This window comes from Mycobacterium novum, assembly GCF_010726505.1.
In the GTDB taxonomy this organism is placed as follows: Bacteria; Actinomycetota; Actinomycetes; order Mycobacteriales; family Mycobacteriaceae; genus Mycobacterium; species Mycobacterium algericum.
In genome coordinates, this window is the sequence record NZ_AP022562.1 from 3,493,582 (window position 1) to 3,513,695 (window position 20,114).

Here is a 20,114-nt window from a genome sequence, read left to right on the forward strand (position 1 = left end):
GGAGCCGGGTACGGCACCATAGGGCCGTGCCCGACACCGGACGCCCCGGCCCCCGCGCAGCGGCCGATCAAGACCTGTTGATCCACTTCGAGGGGATTTCGCTGCGCCGTGACGGCCGAACCATGGTGGGTCCGCTGGACTGGTCGGTCGAACTCGACGAACGCTGGGTGGTCATCGGGCCGAACGGGGCCGGCAAGACGTCGCTGCTGCGGATCGCCGCTGCCACCGAACATCCGTCCTCCGGCGTCGCCTTCGTGCTCGGTGAACAGCTCGGGCGGGTCGACACCACCGAGCTGCGCGCCCGGGTCGGGTTGAGCTCCGCGGCGCTGGCCCAGCGGATACCGGACAATGAAACGGTCCTCGACCTGGTCATCTCGGCGGGCTACGCGGTGCTGGGGCGGTGGCGGGAGCGTTACGACGCCGTCGACCACGACCGCGCGATCGACCTGCTGGAAAGTCTCGGCGCCGAGCACTTGGCCGACCGCACCTACGGCACGTTGAGCGAAGGTGAGCGCAAGCGGGTGCTGATCGCCCGCGCGCTGATGACCGATCCGGAGCTGCTGCTGCTCGACGAACCGGCGGCGGGCCTCGACCTGGGCGGTCGCGAGGAACTGGTCGCCCGGCTGGCGGATCTGGCCGCGGACCCCGACGCCCCGGCGATCGTGCTGGTCACCCATCACGTCGAGGAGATCCCGATCGGATTCAGCCACTGCCTGCTGCTGGCCGAAGGCCGCACCGTCGCCGCCGGCCTGCTCAGCGATGTGCTGACCGCCGAGAATCTGTCGGCCGCGTTCGGCCAGTCGATCTCCCTGGACGTCATCGACGGGCGGTACTTCGCCCGCCGGACCCGCAGCCGGGCGGCGCATCGGAGGCGCGCATGAGCGCTCCGCAGCCGCCGCCGCTGCCGACGCGACCAGCCGCCACGGTGATGTTGGTGCGCAACGGGGAGAGCGGGCGCGGACCCCTGGACGTGTTCTTGATGCGCCGCCATGCCGCGATGGAGTTCGCCGCGGGCGTGATGGTGTTTCCCGGCGGCGGGGTCGACGAGCGGGATCGCAGTGCCGAGGTCGCCTGGTTCGGGCCGGAGCCGGCCTGGTGGGCGCAGCGCTTCGGCGTCGAGATCGATTTGGCCGCGGCGCTGGTGTGCGCGGCGGTGCGGGAGACGTTCGAGGAATCCGGTGTGCTGTTCGCCGGACCCGCCGACGACTCGCGGCGCGTGGTCGCCGATGCGTCGGTGTACGCCGACGCCCGTCGCGCACTGTCCGTCGGCGAGTTGTCGTTCGCCGACTTCCTGCGCACCGAGAACCTGGTGCTGCACGCCGAGTTGTTGCGGCCGTGGGCGAACTGGGTGACACCGGAGGCCGAGCGCACCCGGCGCTACGACACCTACTTCTTCGTGGCAGCACTGCCGGTCGGGCAGCGCGCCGACGGTGAGAACACCGAGTCCGACCGAGCCGGCTGGCTCACCCCGGAAGCCGCGATCGAAGATTTCGCGGCCGGTCGCAGCTTCCTGCTGCCGCCGACCTGGACTCAACTCGATTCGCTGGCGGGCCGCAGCGTCGAGGATGTGCTGGCGCTGGAACGCGAGATCGTGGTGACGCAGCCGGGGCTGGCTCGTGTCGGCGACAACTGGCAGATCGAATTCTTCAACTCGGAGCGATACAACGCGGCGCGCGGCAAACGGTGGCCCGGATGAGCGAATTCGTTTCCGTCCACACCGCATCGGATGCCCCCGGGATTGCCACCCTGGTGCTGTCGCGGCCGCCGACCAACGCCTTGACCCGGCAGGTCTACCGGGAGATCACCGAGGCCGCCGTGGAGGTGTCGACCCGTGACGATATCGCCGCGGTGGTGTTGTTCGGCGGGCACGAGATCTTCTGTGCCGGCGACGACGTGCCCGAGCTGCGCACCCTGATCGCCGCCGAGACCGAGCAGTTCGGCCGCGTCCGCCATGAGGCCGTACAGGCCGTGGCGGCCATCGGCAAGCCGACGGTCGCGGCGGTCACCGGCTACGCGCTGGGCAGCGGCTTGGCGCTGGCACTGGCCGCGGACTGGCGGATCAGCGGCGACAACGCCAAGTTCGGCGCGACCGAGATTCTGGCCGGCCTCGTCCCCGAGGTGGCCGGGCTGGACCGGCTGGCCCACACCATCGGCGCGAGCCGCGCCAAGGAACTGGCGTACAGCGGACGGTTCTTCGATGCCGAAGAGGCGCTGGCGCTGGGCGTGGTCGAGGACATGGTGGCCCCCGATGGCGTCTATGACGCGGCGGTCAAATGGGCCGGACGCTTCGTCGACACCCCGTCGCAGGCATTGGCCGCGATCAAATCCGCGATCGACGGCCGCATCGGTCCGTCCTAGCCGCCGGAGCACCCGATGTGAGCTGGCTCACATCTAGTACGGGGCTGGGCGGCTGTGTGGCTCAAATTCCGGACCGGTTCGCCGGGCTCTTCACGCTTCGACGCTCACTGTGCGCCTTCGCGGAAAATGGTCTGCTTTCATGTTACTATCAGCCAACGTTTAAGTTGCGCGGACCCGTCCGCGGTGTCGCCGATAGGAAGACGTCAATGCAGCAAGGTGTCACCCGTCCCTGGATCGCCGGCGCCGTCGCGCTCGTCAGCGCGAGCGCCGTCGCGGCGGGTCCGGTGGTCAACCCGGTCGCGGTGCCGCTGACCATCCCCACCGCGGCCGAGATCCTGCTCGCCGCCCAGGACATCACGCTCGATCTGGTGCGCCACGGTGAGTCGGTGGACAACGCCGAGGACGTCCTGGGCACCATCCCGCCCGGCGCAGCACTGACGGCGCTCGGGCAGCAGCAGGCGGTCGACGTCGCACCCGGGATTCAGGCGGCGTTCCCGGACGGGATCGACGGCATCTACGCCTCGGAGTTTCTCCGTGCCCAGGACACCGCACAGCCGCTGGCGGACCTGCTGAACATGGACATCACCACGTTGGCCGGGCTCAACGAACTTCACGGCGGCTTTCTGGAAGGCGAGCCGCTCAACATCCTCACCCAGATCGGCTACATCTTCGCTCCGGTCATGTGGATCATGGGGCAGTACTGGATGCCGCAACTGGGGTCGACGATCGATGTCAACGGCGTGGTGTTCAACGACCGCGTCAGTGACGCGATCGAGGCCATCTACGGCAACACCATCGCCGACCCGGAGAGCCCGACGACGAGCGTGGCGTTCGCGCACGCCGGGACCATTGCGATCTGGACGCTGATGAACGTCAAGAACCCGGATCTGTGGCTGGTCATCAACGAGGGGATCAAGACCCTCAGTCCGTTGGCCAACGCCGCCCAGGTGGTCATCGAGGGCAACCCGACTGACGGCTGGACGCTGGTCAGCTGGGATGGCCACGAGGTGTCGGCGACCCCGGACCTGCTCACCGGCTTGTTCGTCGACTGGCGGGATCTGACCACGGCGCCGCAGATCGCTACCTGGCACATCCTGGAGGCGATCCAAGGCGGCGATCAAGCCGAGATCGCCGCCGCGCTGGAGACCGGGTTCGAACAGGTCGTCGCTGCTATCAGCGCGTTCCCGCAGGCAGTGGTCGACACCTTCACCGACGCCTTCGGCGGCTAGCTGCACCGTGCGGAAATTTCGAACCTCTTAAGCATTGACATAGGTAAATCGACGGGTTAACTTCAGCAACAGCATTGCGCTACGCGCCGGAGCGTAACGGATCTGATGGACTCGCTGAAGGAGAAGATCATCATGCGCCAAACCCGCCCGTGGATCACCGCCGGAGTCGCGCTCGTCGGCGCCGGCATGGTGGCCGCCGCCCCGGTCGTCCCGATCGCTGGACCGCTGCCGGACATCGCCGTGACCGACATCGAGCTGACCGCCGTCGACATGGTGCTCGACCTGGTGCGGCACGGCCAGTCCGAAGACAATGTGGAAGGCATCATCGGGACACTGCCCCCGGGGGCGCCGATCACGGCCGAAGGCGCCGAGCAGGCCGCCTTCCTCGCCGACCCCGACAACCCGCAGCACCTGGCCGACCCGGGCTTCTACGACGGGGTCTACGCCTCGGAGTTCATCCGAACCCAGCAGACCGCCGCCGACTGGCTGGCGGCAGCCGGTGCGCCGGACCACCCGCTGTCGATCCTGTCGGGGCTCAACGAACTCAACGCCGGGATCCTCGAGGGCACCTCGCAGGACAATCAGCTGATGGCGCTGCTGTACCTGGTGGGCCCGCTGTCGTGGATGTTCGGCCAGTACTGGGTGCCGCAGCTGGGCTCGACGATCGACCCCAACGGCATGGCGTTCCAGGACCGGTTCGGTGACGCCGTCGAGCAGATCTACAACAACGGCGCCACCGACGCCGACGGCGGCTTCAGCAGCGTGGCGTTCTCGCATGCCGCGTCGATCTCCACCTGGGTCATGATGAACGTCAAGAATCCGGACTTCGAGCTCTACTTCCAGTCGCTGCTGCAAGGCATTCTGCCCAACACCGGCCAGGTCGTGATCGAGGGCAACCCGACCGACGGCTGGACGCTGGTCAGCTGGAACGGAACCGAGGTGGCGGAGAACCCGGGCCTGCTCACCGGGCTGTTCGTGGACTTCCGCGACCTGATGGTCGCGCCGCAGATGGCCGGCTGGCACATCTGGGAGGCCATCCTGGGCGGCGACCCCGCCGACATCACCGCCGCGCTGCAGACCGGCTTCAACGATGTGTTAGCCGCGGTCACGGCGTTCCCGCAGGCGGTGATCGACACCATCACCGGAGCCATGGACGACACCGCCGGTAGCAGCGCAGCCGACGCGCTGGGCGACGCGCTGGCAGCCTTGGCGGGCTGAGGCACCCGAGAGTCCGGGCGCAGCGGTAACCCCGCTGCGCCCGGCTTCGTATCAGGACGGGCTGAACCGGAGCTGTCGAATTCGCCGAGAACAGGCATTGCTCAGCTGATCGCAACGTGAGTACCGTGAGAGCGGTCACATCGCTTCACTCCGGGGGGAGGCTGAGCATGCAGCGACTTATCAGCTATCGGTGGATCGGTGTGGGCATCGCATTGGCTGGTGCCGGGATCGTCACCGCGATACCGGTGGCGCCGCCGCCGTCCGCACGCGCCTTCGACATCGCGCTGGCCGCCGAGGACATCACGCTGGATCTGGTGCGGCACGGGCAATCGACCGACGATCTCAACAACATTCTCGGCACGCTGCCGCCCGGTGCTCACCTCACCGCGCTGGGCGAGCAGCAGGCGCACGACGTCGCCGCCGCCATCCAAAACGAGTTCCCCGGCGGTATCGCCGGCATCTACGCCTCAGAACTCGTCCGGACCCAGGAGTCCGCAGCCGCGCTGGCCCTGTTGCCGGGGATGCCGGATGTGCAGGTGCTCTCGGACCTCAACGAGATCCCCGCCGGGCTGTTCGAGGACCAGCCCCGCAATCTGATCACCGAAGCCTCCTTTTTCTTGCCGATGGCGTCGTGGATTCTGGGCAACCTCTTCGTCTCGGAGCCCGGCACCGCATACAACGGGGTGGTGTTCCAGGATCAGATCTCCAGCGCCGTCGACACGATCTACAACAACACCATTGCCGGCGATGGGCCGATGACCGACGTGGCATATTCCAGTGGCGGTGTTATCGCCATCTGGATTCTGATGAACGTCAAGAACCCGGATGTCTGGCCGATCATTCAGACGGTGCTCGAAAACGGCGGGCCGCCGCCCAACGGTGGCCAGGCCGTCCTCGAGGGCAACCCCACCGACGGTTGGACGCTGGTCAGCTGGGACGGCATAGCGGTGTCTGCGACCCCGGACCTGTTCACCGGGTTGTTCGTCGACTTCCGCGACCTGATCACCGCGCCGCAGATCGCGCTGTGGCACCTGTGGGAGGCCATCCAGGGCGGCGACTCGGCCGACATCACCGCCGCACTGCAGACCGGCTTCACCGACGTGGTCGCGGCGTTCACCGGGTTCCCACAGGCGGTGATCGACACCGTCACCGCAGCCATGGGCGACGCCACCGGCGGCAGCGCCGCGGACACCGGTGACGTCATCGGCGACGCGCTGGCGACCCTGGCGGGCTGAACCGCAGGCGGCGGGCCCCGGCGTGGCGGTGACCTCGCTGCGCCCGACTTCGCCGGTCCGGCAATCAGGCTTTAGGCTGACCGATCATGAGTACGGAACCGACGCCGAACCCGCACGCGACCGCCGAAGAGGTGGAGGCCGCCCGGCACGACAGCAAGCTCGCCCAGGTGCTCTACCACGACTGGGAAGCCGAGCAGTACGACGATAAGTGGTCGATCTCCTACGACGAGCGTTGCATCGACTACGCGCGCGGCCGCTTCGACGTGATCGTGCCCGCATCCGAGCGGTCGCGGCCGGAGCCGCTGTACGACCGGGCGCTGGAATTGGGTTGTGGCACCGGGTTCTTCCTGCTCAACCTGATGCAGTCCGGTGTGGCGCGGCGCGGATCGGTGACCGACCTGTCGCCGGGCATGGTCAAGGTCGCCACCCGCAACGGCAAGAACCTCGGCCTGGACGTCGACGGCCGAGTCGCCGACGCCGAGGGTATTCCCTACGAGGACAACACCTTCGACCTGGTGGTCGGCCACGCGGTGCTGCACCACATTCCCGACGTGGAGCTGTCGCTGCGCGAGGTGGTCCGGGTGCTCAAGCCCGGCGGCCGATTCGTCTTCGCCGGCGAGCCCACCACGGTCGGCAACTTCTACGCGCGCCGGCTGGCCGACCTGACCTGGAAGACCACGGTCGCCGCGATGAAGCTGCCCGGGATGGGCTCCTGGCGCCGGCCGCAGGAAGAACTCGACGAGAACTCGCGCGCGGCGGCCCTGGAATGGATCGTGGACCTGCACACCTTCGAACCGCGGGATTTGGAGCGGATGGCGGCCAATGCCGGAGCGGTGCAGGTGAGCACCGCCAGCGAAGAGTTCACCGCCGCCATGCTGGGCTGGCCGGTTCGAACCTTCGAGTCGACCGTCCCCCCGGGCAAGCTCGGCTGGGGCTGGGCGAGGTTCGCGTTCCGCAGCTGGACGACGCTGAGCTGGGTGGACGCCAACCTGCTGCGCCGGGTGGTGCCGAAGGGCTGGTTCTACAACGTGATGGTCACCGGGGTCAAACCGTCCTGAGTGCCGGCTTCTGCTTCGAAGCCGACGACGTCGGTTACCTCAGCTCGGCGGCCGGCAACGCCGACCTGGCCGAGGTCGCCGGGTTCGCGCTGACCGACGCCACCCGCGTCGCCGACACGGCCGCGCTGCGGTCCCGGTTCGGCGACCGCACCCCCGCCCTGGTCGAGACCACCCTGCTGCGCCGCCGGGCGGCGGCCAAGCTGGCCGAGCTGCCGGCGACGTCGCAGTGGCTGTTCAGTGACGAGGCGCTGCAGCAGGCCAGCGCCGCAGCGGTGGCGCGGCACCGGGCGCACCGGATCAACACCGCGGCGCCGGATGCCGTCGTGCACGACGTGACCTGCTCGATCGGCACCGAACTGGCAGCGCTGACCGAGCTGACCGATCGGGTGCTGGGCGGCGATCTCGATCCGGTGCGGCTGGCGATGGCGCGGCACAACCTCGGCGGTTCAGCGAGGCTCGACGGAGGAGGGGCGAAGCTGGGACCGCCGCATGGACTCGGCGGGATAGCCCTGGTTCGCGCCGACGCGCTGACGCCGGTCACCCGCGACGCGGTGGTGCTGGCCGACCCGGGCCGTCGCGGCGGCGGGCGCCGCCGCTTCGACCCGGCCGACTATCAGCCCGCCCTGGATCGATTGCTGGAGGTCTACGCCGGCCGGGACCTGGTTGTAAAGACTGCTCCCGGAATCGATTTCGACAAAATCAGGATGCTCGGGTTTCAGGGCGAAATCGAAGTCACCTCGTGGCGGGACTCGGTACGCGAGGCCTGCCTGTGGTCGCCCGGGCTGGCCGCGCCCGGCGTTCGTCGCCGCGCCACGATCCTGGACCGCGGCGAGCAGCTCACCGACGCCGACCCGGACGACTGCGACGTGCGGCCGGCGGGCCGCTGGATCATCGACCCGGACGGCGCGGTGGTGCGGGCCGGGCTGGTCCGCCAGTACGCAACCCGCCACGGGCTGTGGCAGCTCGATCCCGACATCGCCTACCTGTCCGGCGACCTGTTGCCGGATGGGATACGCGGATTCGAGGTGCTCGAGGAACTGCCCTACAGCGAGAAACGTCTTCGTCAGGCGCTGGTCGCACACGGCTGCGGCGCACTGGAGATCCTGGTGCGCGGCGTCCGTGACGTGCAAGCCGATCCCGATGGGCTACGGCGCCGGCTGCGGTTGCGCGGCCGGCTGCGGCTATCGGTCGTGATCACCCGGATCGGGTCGGGGACTGCGGCTCGGCCGATTGCGTTCGTCTGCCAGCCGTCCCGCTGACTGGCCCGGTAGGCTATCGACTTCGGGCCATTCCTGCTTGCCGCGGCAAGTCGACACAAAGCGAGACGAACCGAACAATGCGCATTCTGGTGGCCGCCCTATTGGCGGGCGGGGCGGTGGGCGGTTGGCTGGGCATGGCGAATATGCCGTCGGCGCTGGCGACCTCGTCCTGTGCCGAACTGGGCGGGTCGGTGGAGTCCGGGCAGCTGTGCCACGTCCACGCCTCGACCGCCAACTACACGCTGGACATGAAGTTTCCGATCGACTACCCCGATCAGCAGACGCTGACCGACTACCTGGTGCAGAACCGCGACGGGTTCCTGACGGTGGCCAAGTCGCCCGGCGGGCGCGACATGCCGTACGAGATGGACGCCATCTCCGAACAGCACCGTTCCGGCCAGCCGCCCAAGGGCACGCAGAGCGTCGTGCTGAAGATCTTCCAGGATCTCGGCGGCCCACAGCCTTCCACCTGGTATCAGTCCTTCAACTACGACCTGGCGGCGCGCAAGCCGATCACCTTCGACACGCTGTTCGCGCCGGGCAGCAAGCCGCTGGACACGATTTTTCCGGTGGTGCAACGAGACCTCGAGCGCCAGACCGGGGTGCCGGCGATCCTGATCTCCTCGGGTTCGGGGATGGACCCCGCGCACTACCAGAACTTCGCCATCACCAACGACGAGGTGATCTTCTACTTCGCGCCCGGCGAACTGCTGCCGATGAGCGCCGGCGCCACCTCGGTGAAGGTGCCGCGCACCGCGTTACCGGCGCTGGCGATCTGAGCGGCCGCTACACCGGGGCGAAGCTGAAGACCTGACCGGCACTGGTGGTAACCACCACCCGTTGGTCGCGGCCCACCGACACCCCGAGCGGGAAGCCGCGCGATTCGGGCAGCGGATAGCTGTTGACGCTGTGGCCGTCGTCGGGATCGAACACCAGCAGTGACAAGCCGGCCGGGCCGACGCTGGTGCCGGCGGCAACGGTGTACCCGACCTTTCCGGCCAGGCTCGACGACGACAGCGGCGTGACATCGTCACGGCGCCACACCTGCTCGGCGTAGTCACCGCGATCGGCGAAGGCGACCAGTTCGGTCTCCGGCCCGCCGCCCGCCACGATCAGCCCACCGGGGGTCACCGCCGGCGGTGTCTGGGCCAGGAACTTCAGCGGCACCGACCATTTCGCCTTGCCGTCGGCCGCGTTGATCGCCCACAGCCGCTGGTCGCGTCCGTTGATGTAGGCGGTGGCACCGTCGGCGGACAGCACCGGGCTGGCCAGCACCCCGGCGGCGACCGCATCGCTGGTCCACTCCTGGGTGAGCAATGGGGTGCCGCCCGGGTGGTACTTGATGCCCACCAGTCCGGACTCGTCGGCGCCCGGCTGCCACAGGCTCACCACCACGGTGTTGCTCGCCGCCGAGAAGGCGGGTGCGGCCGCGACCGGGCAGTCCGGCCGGGCGGCGTCGCAGTCCGACAGACCCCGGCGGAAGTCGGTGGGGTCAACGCCGTCCACCAGGTCCAGTGGCGTGCCGACGACGGCTCCGCGGTGGGCGTCGAACACCAACACCTGACCCAGGTGGGTCACCACCAGCAACAGACCGTCGCCGAGAATCCGCGGCGTCGAGGGCATCCCGATCACCGGGGCACGCCAGCGAATCCACTGGGTCGGCGGAAACGACAACATCGCCCCCGGCTGGCCGACGTAGACGTTGTCGAAGCCGTCGATGAGCGGACCGAAGAATCCGCCGCCCTGATGCAGCCGGGTGCACCAGCGCTGCCTGCCGTGCTCGGCGTTCTCCCACTGCATCAGCGAACAACCGTCCTCGGTCTGCGCGTTGAGCACCAGCCAGCCGTGAGCACCCACCGCGGGCCCGGCGCCCAACTCGCCCTTGACCGAGCGGGTCCAGTCCAGTTGCAGGTCGGTCGCCCCCGCGGTGGCGGTGTTGCTGCTGTTGGCGGCGTCGGCGTACTGGGCGGGCCAGCCCGCTGCCGGAGCAGCCTCCACCCACGAGTCGGTATTGGCGCAACCACCCAGCGCCGGTGTTGCCGCCGTCACCGCTGCCAGCATGGTCGCCAGGACACCACGTCGCCGCAACACAGTGGCAATCCCCAATCCCTGGTGAACGAGTCCAGGTGAGGGTAGCGCGTGAGCGGAACCACCTCGCGTAGGCTTTCCGGCCATGACGACCATGTGGGGTGCTCCGATCCACAAACGCTGGCGCGGTTCGCGCCTGCGGGATCCGCGTCAGGCCAAGTTCCTGACGCTGGCCTCGCTGCGCTGGGTGCTGGCCAACCGGGCCTACACGCCGTGGTATCTGGTGCGCTACTGGCGGTTGCTGAAGTTCAAGCTCGCCAACCCGCACATCATCACCCGCGGCATGGTCTTCCTCGGCAAGGGCGTGGAGATCCAGGCCACCCCGGAGATGTCGTACATGGAGATCGGCCGCTGGGTGCACATCGGCGACAAGAACACCATCCGCGCCCACGAAGGCTCGCTGCGCTTCGGTGACAAGGTGGTGCTGGGCCGCGACAACGTCATCAACACCTATCTGGACATCGAGCTCGGGGACTCGGTGCTGATGGCCGACTGGTGCTACGTCTGCGACTTCGACCACAAGATGGACGACATCAACGTGCCGATCAAGGACCAGGGCATCGTCAAGAGCCCGGTGCGGATCGGGCCGGACACCTGGATCGCCGCCAAGGTCACCATCCTGCGCGAGACCAGCATCGGCCGCGGCTGCGTGCTCGGTGCCCACGCGGTGGTCAAGGGTGTCATCCCGGACTACTCGATCGCGGTGGGAGCGCCGGCCAAGGTGGTCAAGAACCGCAAGCTGGCGTGGGAGACGTCGGCCGCCGAGCGGGCCGAGCTGGCCGCCGCGCTGGCCGACATCGAACGCAAGAAGGCGGCGCGCTGACGCTCGGCTGATCCGGCGGGATCGCCGGGATCGCCACCGTTTGGCGGCCGTCGGAGCTCGCCCGTGGTCGGCCGCGGAGCTCCGGGGCCCGCTGCCGGGGCGGGTGCGTACCCTCGCCCGGCAGGTACCGTGGATGCGAAAGCGCACGCAGCAAACCCGAAGTAATGGAGGGATTTTGCAGACTTCCGCGACGATCTCAGCTGAGCGGACCTCGGAAAAGCGCCGGAATCCGGACAAGGGCTATATCGCGTTACTCGGTTGGAGTTTGAACGCCATCGACGCGGTGGACCGTTTTGACCGGCGATACGTGGTCGTGGCGCCGGATTGGGCCGAAGAATACTGCCGACAACACGAGATTCCATATATCGCCTGGAATTTCGAGCGGCTCAATGAGCGATCGATGGAGATCGCCGAAACGCTCAAGGAGCGCGGCGTCGACGTGGCGATCCCGCTCTTCGAGGAGACCGTCGAATGGGCGGGGGCCATCAACTCCGTCCTGCTGGACAATCCGCGACTGCTCGGCCAAGCCATGCTGTTGCGAGATAAATCGCTGATGAAGCGCCGTGCTCAACTGGGCGGGATCCGGGTCGGCATCTTCGAGGAGGCCCACGACCGCGATGACGTCATCCGGTTCCTCAAGCGGGTCAACCAGACGTTGCTCAAACTCGACGGCGACCCCAATGATCCCATCCATTTCAAGGCCTTCGACAAGGCCGGCTGCCTCGGGCACCGGGTGATTCGCGCCCCCGACGACATCGACTCGATTCCGGACGAGGAGTTCCCGGCGCTGATGGAATCGCATCTCGACGGCTGGGAATTCGCCGTCGAAGCGTGGGTGCACAATGGAAAGATCCGCTTTCTCAACATTTCGGAATATGTCACGCTCGGCTATTCGGTGTTTGTGCCGGCATCGCCGGAATTGGAACGCTACCGTCCCCAGATCACCGCTCAGATCGAGAAATTGATCAAGACGTTCGACATCGATTTCGGCTTCGTCCACCCCGAGTACTTCGTGACCAGTGACGGGGAGATGTACTTCGGTGAGGTCGCCTACCGGCCGCCGGGCTTCAAGGTCTTCGAACTGTTGGAGCGCGTCTACGGGTTCAACGGCTACCAGGCCCTGGTGCTGACGTTCGACCCGAAGACCACCGAGGACGAACTCGAGCAGTTCTTCCCGCGCGAAATCGTCGACGCCGACGGGCACGCGGGCTGTTTCGGGGTGTATCCGCGCCGCCGCGTGGTCAGCACGCTCGCGATCCCCGAGGAGACCGAGGATCACCAATACTTCGAATCGCACGAACTCACCGCACCGCTCGAAGAGACTGTCACCAAGCGCACCGCATTCGGCACCCACTGGGGTCTGGTCTACTTCTTCGGTGAGGATCCGTATGAGATGCGGCGGTTGCTCAAGCGACAAGAAGAGCTCGACTTCTACGTCTGACGCGGCGGCACGCACGTGAGGAACCCGTTGTGACTGGGAATTCACCCGAGGGCCGGACGAACGGCGAGGCAGCGACCCTGCAAAGCCGCCTGAGCAGGCTCGACGACGCGACCAGGGCGCTGGCGGAGGCCGGCACGGTGGGCAAGCCCGAGCGACTGCGCCGCGTCCTGGATGGGCTTCGGCTGGTGCTGTTGCAACCGGGCGGTTACGCCGCGGTACGGGCCCGTAGCGCGGCCCTGGAGGAGGCCGGGGTGTTCCTCGGCACGGACTGGGCGTCGCCGCGCACCCTGCTGCCGGTGCTGACCACCGGTTCGTTGCGTAGTACCAACCCGGACACCGTGGTGCTGGAGGCGGTCAACGAACTGCGCCTGCTGGCGGTCGCCAACGACGAATACGTTCATCCGCTGATCACCGCGGAACAGGCGCGCCATCATCTCGCGCAGGTGTTGGCGATCAACCTGTCGCTGCTGCTGACCCCGCCGACCGAAGCGGAGCGCGAACTGCAGGGCCGGATGGCGGGGCTGACCCGGGGACTGTTCGGTTATCTGGTCGACGAGATCGGTTATGAGGGCGTGCTCGACCGGCTGGTCGACGAGATCTGGCGGATCCTGCGGCAGCGGCCCATCCAGGTCGACCAGATCAAGGCGATGATCACCCAGATCTCGATCGTGCGCGCCGATCCGGGCATCGACCTCGGCAGCGGTGCGGTGGGAACCGACCGGCTGATCACCAGCTTGTACGGCACCACCGACGGCTGCCGCGAGGACCCCGGGGTGCAGGTGTATCGCAGCCGGCTGGAATCGATGGACGAACCGACCCTGCAGTACGAGGCCGCCGGCTTCGCGCGGTCGATGCACGACACCGGGTTGGTGTCGCCCTACCACGCGGTGCTGCTGCGTTTCCTGCTGGAGAAGAGCGACTACCTGATCGCCGAGGCGCTGGGCCTGTCCAGCACCGGCCGCGACAGCCTGCTGTGCTTCCACGACCTGGTGCACAGCCTGATCTCGGGCGCCGTGCATGTCGAGACCGCGCAGTGCATCTACGGGCTGGCACTGCTGCTGGAACGCGGCATCCTCTACCAGCCGCCGGTCGCACCGTCGCTGTGGCGCCAACTGGCGCTGCCGATCTCCAAACAGTCCCGGCAGCGGCTCACCCAGGTGTTCGGGCCGGCGCAGGATCCGCACACCTGGCTGCTGGCCGGGACGTTGTCGATGCTCGGGCTGCCGCTGGGCGTCGGGCAGGGCGACAACCCGACCTGCCAAGCGGCGCGTGCCCTGTCGATGTGGTCCTACAACGATCCCGATTATCTGCTGCAGACCATCGCATGGGCGGCGCGCGACGACGAGATCGTCATGCACTTCGAGGGACAGTCGATCTCGTCGAGCGACAGCGGTGAGGGAGTGGCCCCGCATCTTCCCGTCGACCTCGACCCGGTGTCGTTGCTGGTGGTGCCGCACCTGGACCGCATCTATGCGGAGATGTTCCGGCGCTGCGTCGGTCGCGACGGCGACCCGCACCGGTGGGTCAACCCGGAGTTCCACGGCTGGTGGTCGGGGCGGGGCTTTCGCATCAACGTCGATGTCGAGACCGGCAATCTGGTTGACCTGGACGGGTTTCTGCGGCACTTCTACGCCGCTTACCACCCGTTCTACAACGGCAACCAACCGCTGATCCACCCGCAGCCGGCCGGCATCGCCGTGACCGACAGCTCCGCACGCTTCGTGGGATGGCATGCGATCACCGTGCTGCGGGTGAGCCTGGACCCCGAGGGCACCATGCGCGTCTACTTCTACAACCCCAACAACGACAGCGGACAGGACTGGGGCGACGGCGTGGTGGTGAGCACCGCCGGACATGGTGAACGCTTCGGCGAGGCGTCGCTGCCGTTCGACCAGTTCGCGTCGCGGCTCTACATCTTCCACTTCGATCCGCTGGAACCCGGCGAGCGGGCCGCCGTCACCCAGACCGAATTGGATCGGGTACTGGGATATATCCAGCGCAGCTGGGGTGCTGACCGGCTCGGGGTGGCTGCACCCCAGGCCTGAGGCTCAGGACTCAGATATCAGCGTTGCAGCTCGGGCAGCACCTGCTCGACCAGCAGCCGCAGGCTCTCCCATCCCTCCTCGAGCGGCAGGCCGCCGATCAGCGGATGCAGGGTCACCCCGGGGCGTCCGTCGCGGCACTGCGCGATGAGTTCCTCCGGTGTCAACACCTCCACCGTGCCGGCCGCGCGCAACTCGGCGACGGTACCCGCCGGACTTTCGTTGGGGCGCGGCACTTCCGGCACGGCCCAGGAGCTGTATTCACGTGCTTCGTAGAGGAAGAAGTCACCGCAGCGGGCCCACGTCCGGTCCGGATCGGTGCTCAGATGCGTGACGGTGTTGCCGTTCTGGGGGCTGAAGACGAACCCCTGCTTGCCGTTTCGCGCCAACTCGGCCTGATAGACCGCGTCGAGCTCGGGCATCGGCATCGGCGGTGAGAACGGCAATCCGAACCGGGCCGCGCGCCGGGCAGCCGCGACGCTCATGCCGCCGACGAACAACACCGGGTGCGGCCGGGTGTACGGCTTGGGTGTCACATCGATCAGTCGGCCGTTGAACGGGAACGGATCGTCGCCCCACGCTTGTAACAGCACCGCCAAGCACTCGTCCATCAGCCGTCCGCGTCGCCGGAAATCCTTTCCGACGGCATGGTATTCGGCTGGGCGATAGCCGACGCCGGTCACGTAACTGACGCGTCCGGTGGACAGCTGGTCGAGGACCGCGATGTCCTCGGCGAGGCGGACCGGGTCGTACAGCGGCACCAGCAGTGCTCCGACGCTGATCCGGATCCGCTGTGTGCAACCGGCGACGGCGGCGGCCATCAGCAGCGGGGAGGGCAACCAGCCGGTTGCCGCGAGGTGATGCTCTTCGCAGCCGACCGCGGTCACCCCGTGGGCATCGGCGTAGGACGCCATCTCCAGTGCCGCCCGGTAGCGCTGGGCGTGCCCGGCGCCGGGGATATTGGTCATGTTCAGGCGCAGGGCGCTCAATAGCGGCATGGGACGGACCGGTCACCTCCTCGGCGTTACGGTAGCGCACGACATGATCACTCAATGGATTGCGCCGCTGCCGACTTCGATCGCCGTTCGCCGGGCGGTGCGCTGATGGGCGGGCCCCCCGACCCGCAGGTGCTCGCGGCGTTGCTGGCCCTGCGCGAAGACGCGCCCGATGTGCCGCCGCCGGCGGTCGGCGACGTCATGACCCGCCGGCGCAACGCGGGCCACATGTTCAACCAGGTGCTGGCGTCGCGGCCGCCGATCACCGGCGTCGTGACGCAAGAGTTCTCGGTGGATCACGATGGCACCGCGATCGGGCTGCGCTGGTATCGGCGGACCGGCGCCGACCAGCCGGGCAGTGCGGCGCTTTACCTGCATGGCGGCGGGATGATCCTGGACTGGGAGCGCCTCGGTGGGCTCTATGACGCGGTGGTGCGTGGCTACGTCGCCGCCTCCGGAGTACCGATGCTGGTCGTCGATTACCGGGTCGCCCCGGAATTCCCGCATCCGGTGCCGTTACAGGACTGCTATGCGGCACTGCGTTGGCTGACCGGCCACGCCGACGAACTGGGCGTCGATGCGTCCCGGTTGGCCGTGATGGGCGACAGTGCCGGTGGGGGGCTGGCGACGGGGGTGTGCCTGCTGGCGCGCGACCGCGGCGGGCCGTCGATCGCCGCCCAGCTGCTGATCTACCCGATGCTCGACGACCGGACCGGTGATGGCGGCTCGGCCGACGGCGCGCTGCTGACATGGAGCTACGACGACAACGCGACCGGCTGGAGTGCACTGCTGGCCGGTGGGGCCGCGGACGGCTATGCCGCGCCGGCTCGCGCCGATGATCTGACCGGTCTGCCGCCGGCCTACCTCGACGTCGGCGGGCTGGACATCTTCGCGCGGGAGGACGTCAGATACGCACAGCGGTTGCTGGCCGCAGGAGTGCCCGTCGAGTTGCACGTGTACCCGGGCTGCCCGCACGCGTTCGATCTGCTGGCACCCGATACCGATGTGTCGCAACGGGTTATCGCGGACCGGGTGCGGTATCTGGCGTCTTTGTAGACGCTGCGGGCATCGACGGCCACCAGATGCGGTCGCCGATCAGGCTGAACAGCGCCGGGATGACCAGGGTGCGGACCACGAAGGTGTCCAGCAGGATGCCGACGCCCACGATGATGCCCAACTGGGTCAGCACGATCAGCGGCAGCACACCGAGCACGCAGAACACCGCGGCCAGCACGATTCCCGCGCTGGTGATCACCCCACCGGTGGCGGCGACCGCGGCCACCATGCCCTCGCGGGTGCCCTGTCCGGCGGTCTCCTCCCGGGCGCGGGTCACCAGGAAGATGGTGTAGTCGACACCGAGTGCGACCAGGAACAGAAACGCGAACAGCGGGGTGCCGTTGTCGAGCGCGGGGAAGCCGAACAGGTGAATACTGGCCCAGCCGCCCAGGCCCAGTGCGGCCAGCGCGCTGAGCACGGTCGCGGCGACCAGGACCGGTGGGGCGAGCGCGGCCCGCAGCAGTACGTAGAGCACCACCAGCACCACCGTCAGGATCGCCGGGATCAGCACCCGACGGTCGCGGTCGGCGGCGTCGCGGATGTCGAGCGCCTGGGCGTCGGCGCCGCCGACCAGTGCCCCGGGGTCGGCGGCGCGGACCGAATCCCGCAGCGCCGTAACGGTGTCGAATGCCCGGGCGGTGGACGGTGCGGCGTCGATCACCACCGACCACCGGGTCAAACCGGCCGGCGACAGCCCGGTGGGAGCCGCCGACGTCACCCCGGCCACCCTGGTGATGGCCTCTCGCAGCGGTGCGGTGCGGGCGGTGGAACCGATGACGACCGTGGGGTCCGAGGCGCCGCCGGGGAAATGCTCCGCCAGCGTCTGAAAGCCGGTCACCGAGTCGGCGCGAACCCGGAACTGCTCGGTCTGCGACAGGCCGATTCGGGTACCGAGCAGCCCGGTGGTCAAGACCGCCAGCGCCACCACCGCGACCGCGCAGACCGGGACCGGCCGGCGGCCCACCGCCTCGGCGATCCGCCGCCAGCTGGTGGTGGCCGGGCCGTCGCCGATGCGGGGAATGAACGGCCAGAAGACGTTGCGCCCGCACAACGCCAGCAGCGGGGGAAGCACGAGCAGCACGAACACCGCCGCCACCACCAGCCCGCAGGCCGCGCAGATCCCCAGGCTGCGGGTGCTGGGAATGCTCGCCGCGATCAGGGTCAGCAGCGCCAGTACCACGGTGGCGTTGCTGGCAACGATCGCCGGGCCGGCGGCACGCACCGCGGCGCGCAGCGCAACACGGTGATCGGGTGCCAGCCGCAGCTCTTCGCGATACCGGGAGATCAGCAACAGCGCGTAGTTGGTACCGGCGCCGAACACCAGCACGCTGGTGATCCCGGACGTCGAGCCGTCGAAGCTCACCCCCGCCGCCTCGGCGATCACCCCGCCCGCTACGGTGGCGACCCGATCGGCGAGCGCGACGGCCAGCAGCGGCAACAGCCACAGCACCGGTGAGCGGTAGGTGACGATCAACAGCACGGCGACCACCAGGGCGGTCACCGCCAGCAGTGTGACGTTGGCGCCGGAGAAGGCGTCGGCGATATCGGCGCCGAAGGCCGGACCACCGGTGACGTGGGCGGTGAGCTGACCGGGCAGTCCGTCGCTCACCGCCGACCGCAGCGCCTGCACCGCGTCGCGTAGCTCGAAGCCCGACAGCGAGCTGCTGAGTTGCACGGTGGCGATCGCGGCGTGGCCGTCGGCGGAGACCGGCACCGGGGCGGGCCCGCCGGGCAGCGCCTGCGGGACCCGCTGCATCCGGTCGCGGGCCTGTCCGACGGCCGCCAGGTCGGCCGGTGTCAGGGCTGAACCGTCTTGGCGGGTGGCAACAAGGATCGCGGCGGCCTGCTCGCCCTGCGGGAAGTCGTGCTGCGCCGCGGCGACGGCGGCGGACTCCGAGGAGCCGGGCAGCAGTTCCGGCGACGCGGTGGCGTCGGCGCTGTGACCGCCCACCGCCATCAGCGCGGCCGATGCCGTGAGGATGACCAGCGTCAGCAGCCACGAACCACGGTGCGTGACTCCGGCCGAGATGCGGTCCCACACGCCGAGGGTTACCTGTCGGGGAGCGCGTGCTCGATGATCGGTCGGCGCGGCTGCGGCTCGCGCTCGCGGCGTTTGGCGGCCAGGTACACCTGTGCGGTCTCGTCGGCGACGGTGTGCCAGTCGAAGTCGGCGCTGAGGCGGTCGCGGGCGGCCATGGCGCGCTGCTGGGCCGCGGCCGGGTCATCGAGCACCGCGCACACCGCCGCCGCCAGCGCGGGCACGTCGCGCGGCGGGCACGACATCCCGGTGTCGCCGTCGATGACGGCCTCACCCAGCCCGCCGACGTTCGATGCGACCAGCGGGGTCCCGGCGGCCGCGGCCTCGAGTGCGGCCAGGCCGAACGGCTCGTAGTGGCTGGGCAGCACGGCTGCGTCTGCCCGGTGCAGCATGGCCAGCAATTCGTCGTGGTCCAACCGCCCCACGAACCGGGTTGCCTTGAGTACCCGATGTTTCCGGGCGCACTCGGTCAGCCAGTCCTGCTGGGTGCCGTCACCGGCGACGGTCAGCGTGGTGCCCGGGTGGGCCCGGCGGATCCGCGGCAGCGCCTGGATCGCGTCGTGTACGCCCTTCTCGTATTCGAGCCGCCCGACGAACAGCAGTTCCGGTGGTCCGGTGCGCGGCTCGCGGCGGGCGAACGGCCACCGCGCGGCGTCGATCCCGTTGCGGATCACGGTGGTTTCGGCCAGCCCGGGTCCGAACAGGTCGGTGATCTCGTCGCGCATCGAGGCCGAACAGGTGATCAGCGAGTCGGATTCACGGACCAGCCACGATTCCACCGCGTGCACCTGACGGCTCAGCGGACCGGACACCCAGCCGGAGTGGCGCCCGGCCTCCGTAGCGTGGATCGTGGAAACCAATGGCACATCATAGAATTCCGCCAGCGCGATCGCGGGGTGGGCCACCAGCCAGTCGTGGGCATGCACCAGATCGGGTCGCCACAATGTCTGGCCGCCGTCGACCTTCAACGACAACCCGGCACGCACCATCGAGTGCCCCATTGCCAGGGTCCAGGCCATCATGTCGTCGCCGAAGGAGAACTCGTGCGGGTCCTGGGCCGCGGCGACGACCCGTACGCCCTCGCTGATCTCGTCCGACGAGGGGTGGGTGCTCGGGTCGGTGTCCGACGGGCGCCTGGCCAGCACGACGACGTCGTGCCCGGCGGCGGCCAGCGCGGTGGACAGGTGGTGGACGTGCCGGCCCAGCCCGCCGATCACGACCGGCGGGTATTCCCACGACACCATCAGGATCTTCACGTGGCTTGTCCTCGTCGT

The 20,114-nt window shown here is 68.6% G+C and carries 17 protein-coding genes; 13 read left to right on the forward strand and 4 right to left on the reverse strand.

The window, feature by feature from the left end; translation table 11 throughout:
- Positions 1–26 precede the first annotated feature (26 nt).
- The 9 genes from G6N19_RS16300 to G6N19_RS16340 all read left to right on the forward strand — a co-directional run bounded on the left by G6N19_RS16300 (position 27) and on the right by G6N19_RS16340 (position 9,136).
- Positions 27–881 (forward strand): ABC transporter ATP-binding protein, encoded by an 855-nt coding sequence (locus tag G6N19_RS16300; RefSeq protein WP_013829697.1) that lies wholly within the window; start codon positions 27–29, stop codon positions 879–881.
- The gene (locus G6N19_RS16305; protein ID WP_013829696.1) at positions 878–1,696 is read left to right on the forward strand and encodes an NUDIX hydrolase; all 819 of its coding nucleotides are present in this window, start codon (positions 878–880) and stop codon (positions 1,694–1,696) included. The genes G6N19_RS16300 and G6N19_RS16305 overlap by 4 nt, the downstream gene beginning before the upstream one ends.
- A complete protein-coding gene (locus G6N19_RS16310) occupies positions 1,693–2,358 on the forward strand; it encodes an enoyl-CoA hydratase (protein ID WP_193465308.1) in 666 nt (221 codons plus the stop codon). Before G6N19_RS16305 ends, G6N19_RS16310 begins: the two co-directional genes overlap by 4 nt.
- A gap of 206 nt (positions 2,359–2,564) precedes the next feature.
- Positions 2,565–3,587 (forward strand): histidine phosphatase family protein, encoded by a 1,023-nt coding sequence (locus G6N19_RS16315; RefSeq protein WP_083035689.1) that lies wholly within the window; start codon positions 2,565–2,567, stop codon positions 3,585–3,587.
- Between the two features lie 105 nt (positions 3,588–3,692).
- A complete protein-coding gene (locus G6N19_RS16320; RefSeq protein ID WP_308214898.1) occupies positions 3,693–4,805 on the forward strand; it encodes a histidine phosphatase family protein in 1,113 nt (370 codons plus the stop codon).
- Between the two features lie 167 nt (positions 4,806–4,972).
- Positions 4,973–6,040, forward strand: coding sequence for a histidine phosphatase family protein (locus tag G6N19_RS16325; RefSeq protein ID WP_165757160.1), 1,068 nt, complete (start codon positions 4,973–4,975; stop codon positions 6,038–6,040).
- An 86-nt stretch (positions 6,041–6,126) separates the two neighbouring features.
- A complete protein-coding gene (locus G6N19_RS16330; RefSeq protein ID WP_013829691.1) occupies positions 6,127–7,098 on the forward strand; it encodes a class I SAM-dependent methyltransferase in 972 nt (323 codons plus the stop codon).
- A gap of 65 nt (positions 7,099–7,163) precedes the next feature.
- Positions 7,164–8,357, forward strand: a complete 1,194-nt coding sequence (locus tag G6N19_RS16335; RefSeq protein WP_332101815.1) for a THUMP-like domain-containing protein — start codon at positions 7,164–7,166, stop codon at positions 8,355–8,357.
- Between the two features lie 77 nt (positions 8,358–8,434).
- Positions 8,435–9,136: an esterase gene (locus G6N19_RS16340; RefSeq protein ID WP_013829689.1), complete on the forward strand. Its 702-nt coding sequence runs from the start codon at positions 8,435–8,437 to the stop codon at positions 9,134–9,136.
- Positions 9,137–9,143: 7 nt separating this feature from the next.
- Here the strand turns inward: G6N19_RS16340 and G6N19_RS16345 are convergent, their stop codons facing one another.
- Complete coding sequence (locus G6N19_RS16345) at positions 9,144–10,418, reverse strand: PQQ-binding-like beta-propeller repeat protein (RefSeq protein WP_013829688.1); 1,275 nt, start codon at positions 10,416–10,418, stop codon at positions 9,144–9,146.
- A gap of 112 nt (positions 10,419–10,530) precedes the next feature.
- On the opposite strand from G6N19_RS16345, the gene G6N19_RS16350 reads away from it, so the two are divergent.
- From G6N19_RS16350 to G6N19_RS16360, 3 genes are all read left to right on the forward strand, one after another.
- Positions 10,531–11,268 (forward strand): acyltransferase, encoded by a 738-nt coding sequence (locus G6N19_RS16350; protein ID WP_013829687.1) that lies wholly within the window; start codon positions 10,531–10,533, stop codon positions 11,266–11,268.
- A 400-nt stretch (positions 11,269–11,668) separates the two neighbouring features.
- A complete protein-coding gene (locus tag G6N19_RS16355) occupies positions 11,669–12,709 on the forward strand; it encodes an ATP-grasp domain-containing protein (protein ID WP_232062710.1) in 1,041 nt (346 codons plus the stop codon).
- A gap of 29 nt (positions 12,710–12,738) precedes the next feature.
- Positions 12,739–14,754 (forward strand): hypothetical protein, encoded by a 2,016-nt coding sequence (locus G6N19_RS16360; protein ID WP_041318329.1) that lies wholly within the window; start codon positions 12,739–12,741, stop codon positions 14,752–14,754.
- Between the two features lie 17 nt (positions 14,755–14,771).
- Here G6N19_RS16360 and G6N19_RS16365 read toward each other — a convergent pair whose 3' ends face one another.
- Entirely contained in the window at positions 14,772–15,749 is a 978-nt protein-coding gene (locus G6N19_RS16365) for an LLM class flavin-dependent oxidoreductase (protein ID WP_083035686.1), read from the reverse strand.
- Between the two features lie 54 nt (positions 15,750–15,803).
- On the opposite strand from G6N19_RS16365, the gene G6N19_RS16370 reads away from it, so the two are divergent.
- Positions 15,804–16,802, forward strand: a complete 999-nt coding sequence (locus G6N19_RS16370; protein WP_013829683.1) for an alpha/beta hydrolase — start codon at positions 15,804–15,806, stop codon at positions 16,800–16,802.
- On the opposite strand, the gene G6N19_RS16375 is transcribed toward G6N19_RS16370, so the two are convergent.
- Together G6N19_RS16375 and G6N19_RS16380 are read right to left on the reverse strand one after the other, a co-directional pair.
- Positions 16,765–18,843, reverse strand: coding sequence for an MMPL family transporter (locus tag G6N19_RS16375; protein WP_193465309.1), 2,079 nt, complete (start codon positions 18,841–18,843; stop codon positions 16,765–16,767). The two genes, G6N19_RS16370 and G6N19_RS16375, sit on opposite strands and share 38 nt — an antisense overlap.
- 8 nt (positions 18,844–18,851) lie before the next feature.
- Positions 18,852–20,096 (reverse strand): glycosyltransferase family 4 protein, encoded by a 1,245-nt coding sequence (locus tag G6N19_RS16380; protein WP_193465310.1) that lies wholly within the window; start codon positions 20,094–20,096, stop codon positions 18,852–18,854.
- Positions 20,097–20,114: the final 18 nt, after the last annotated feature.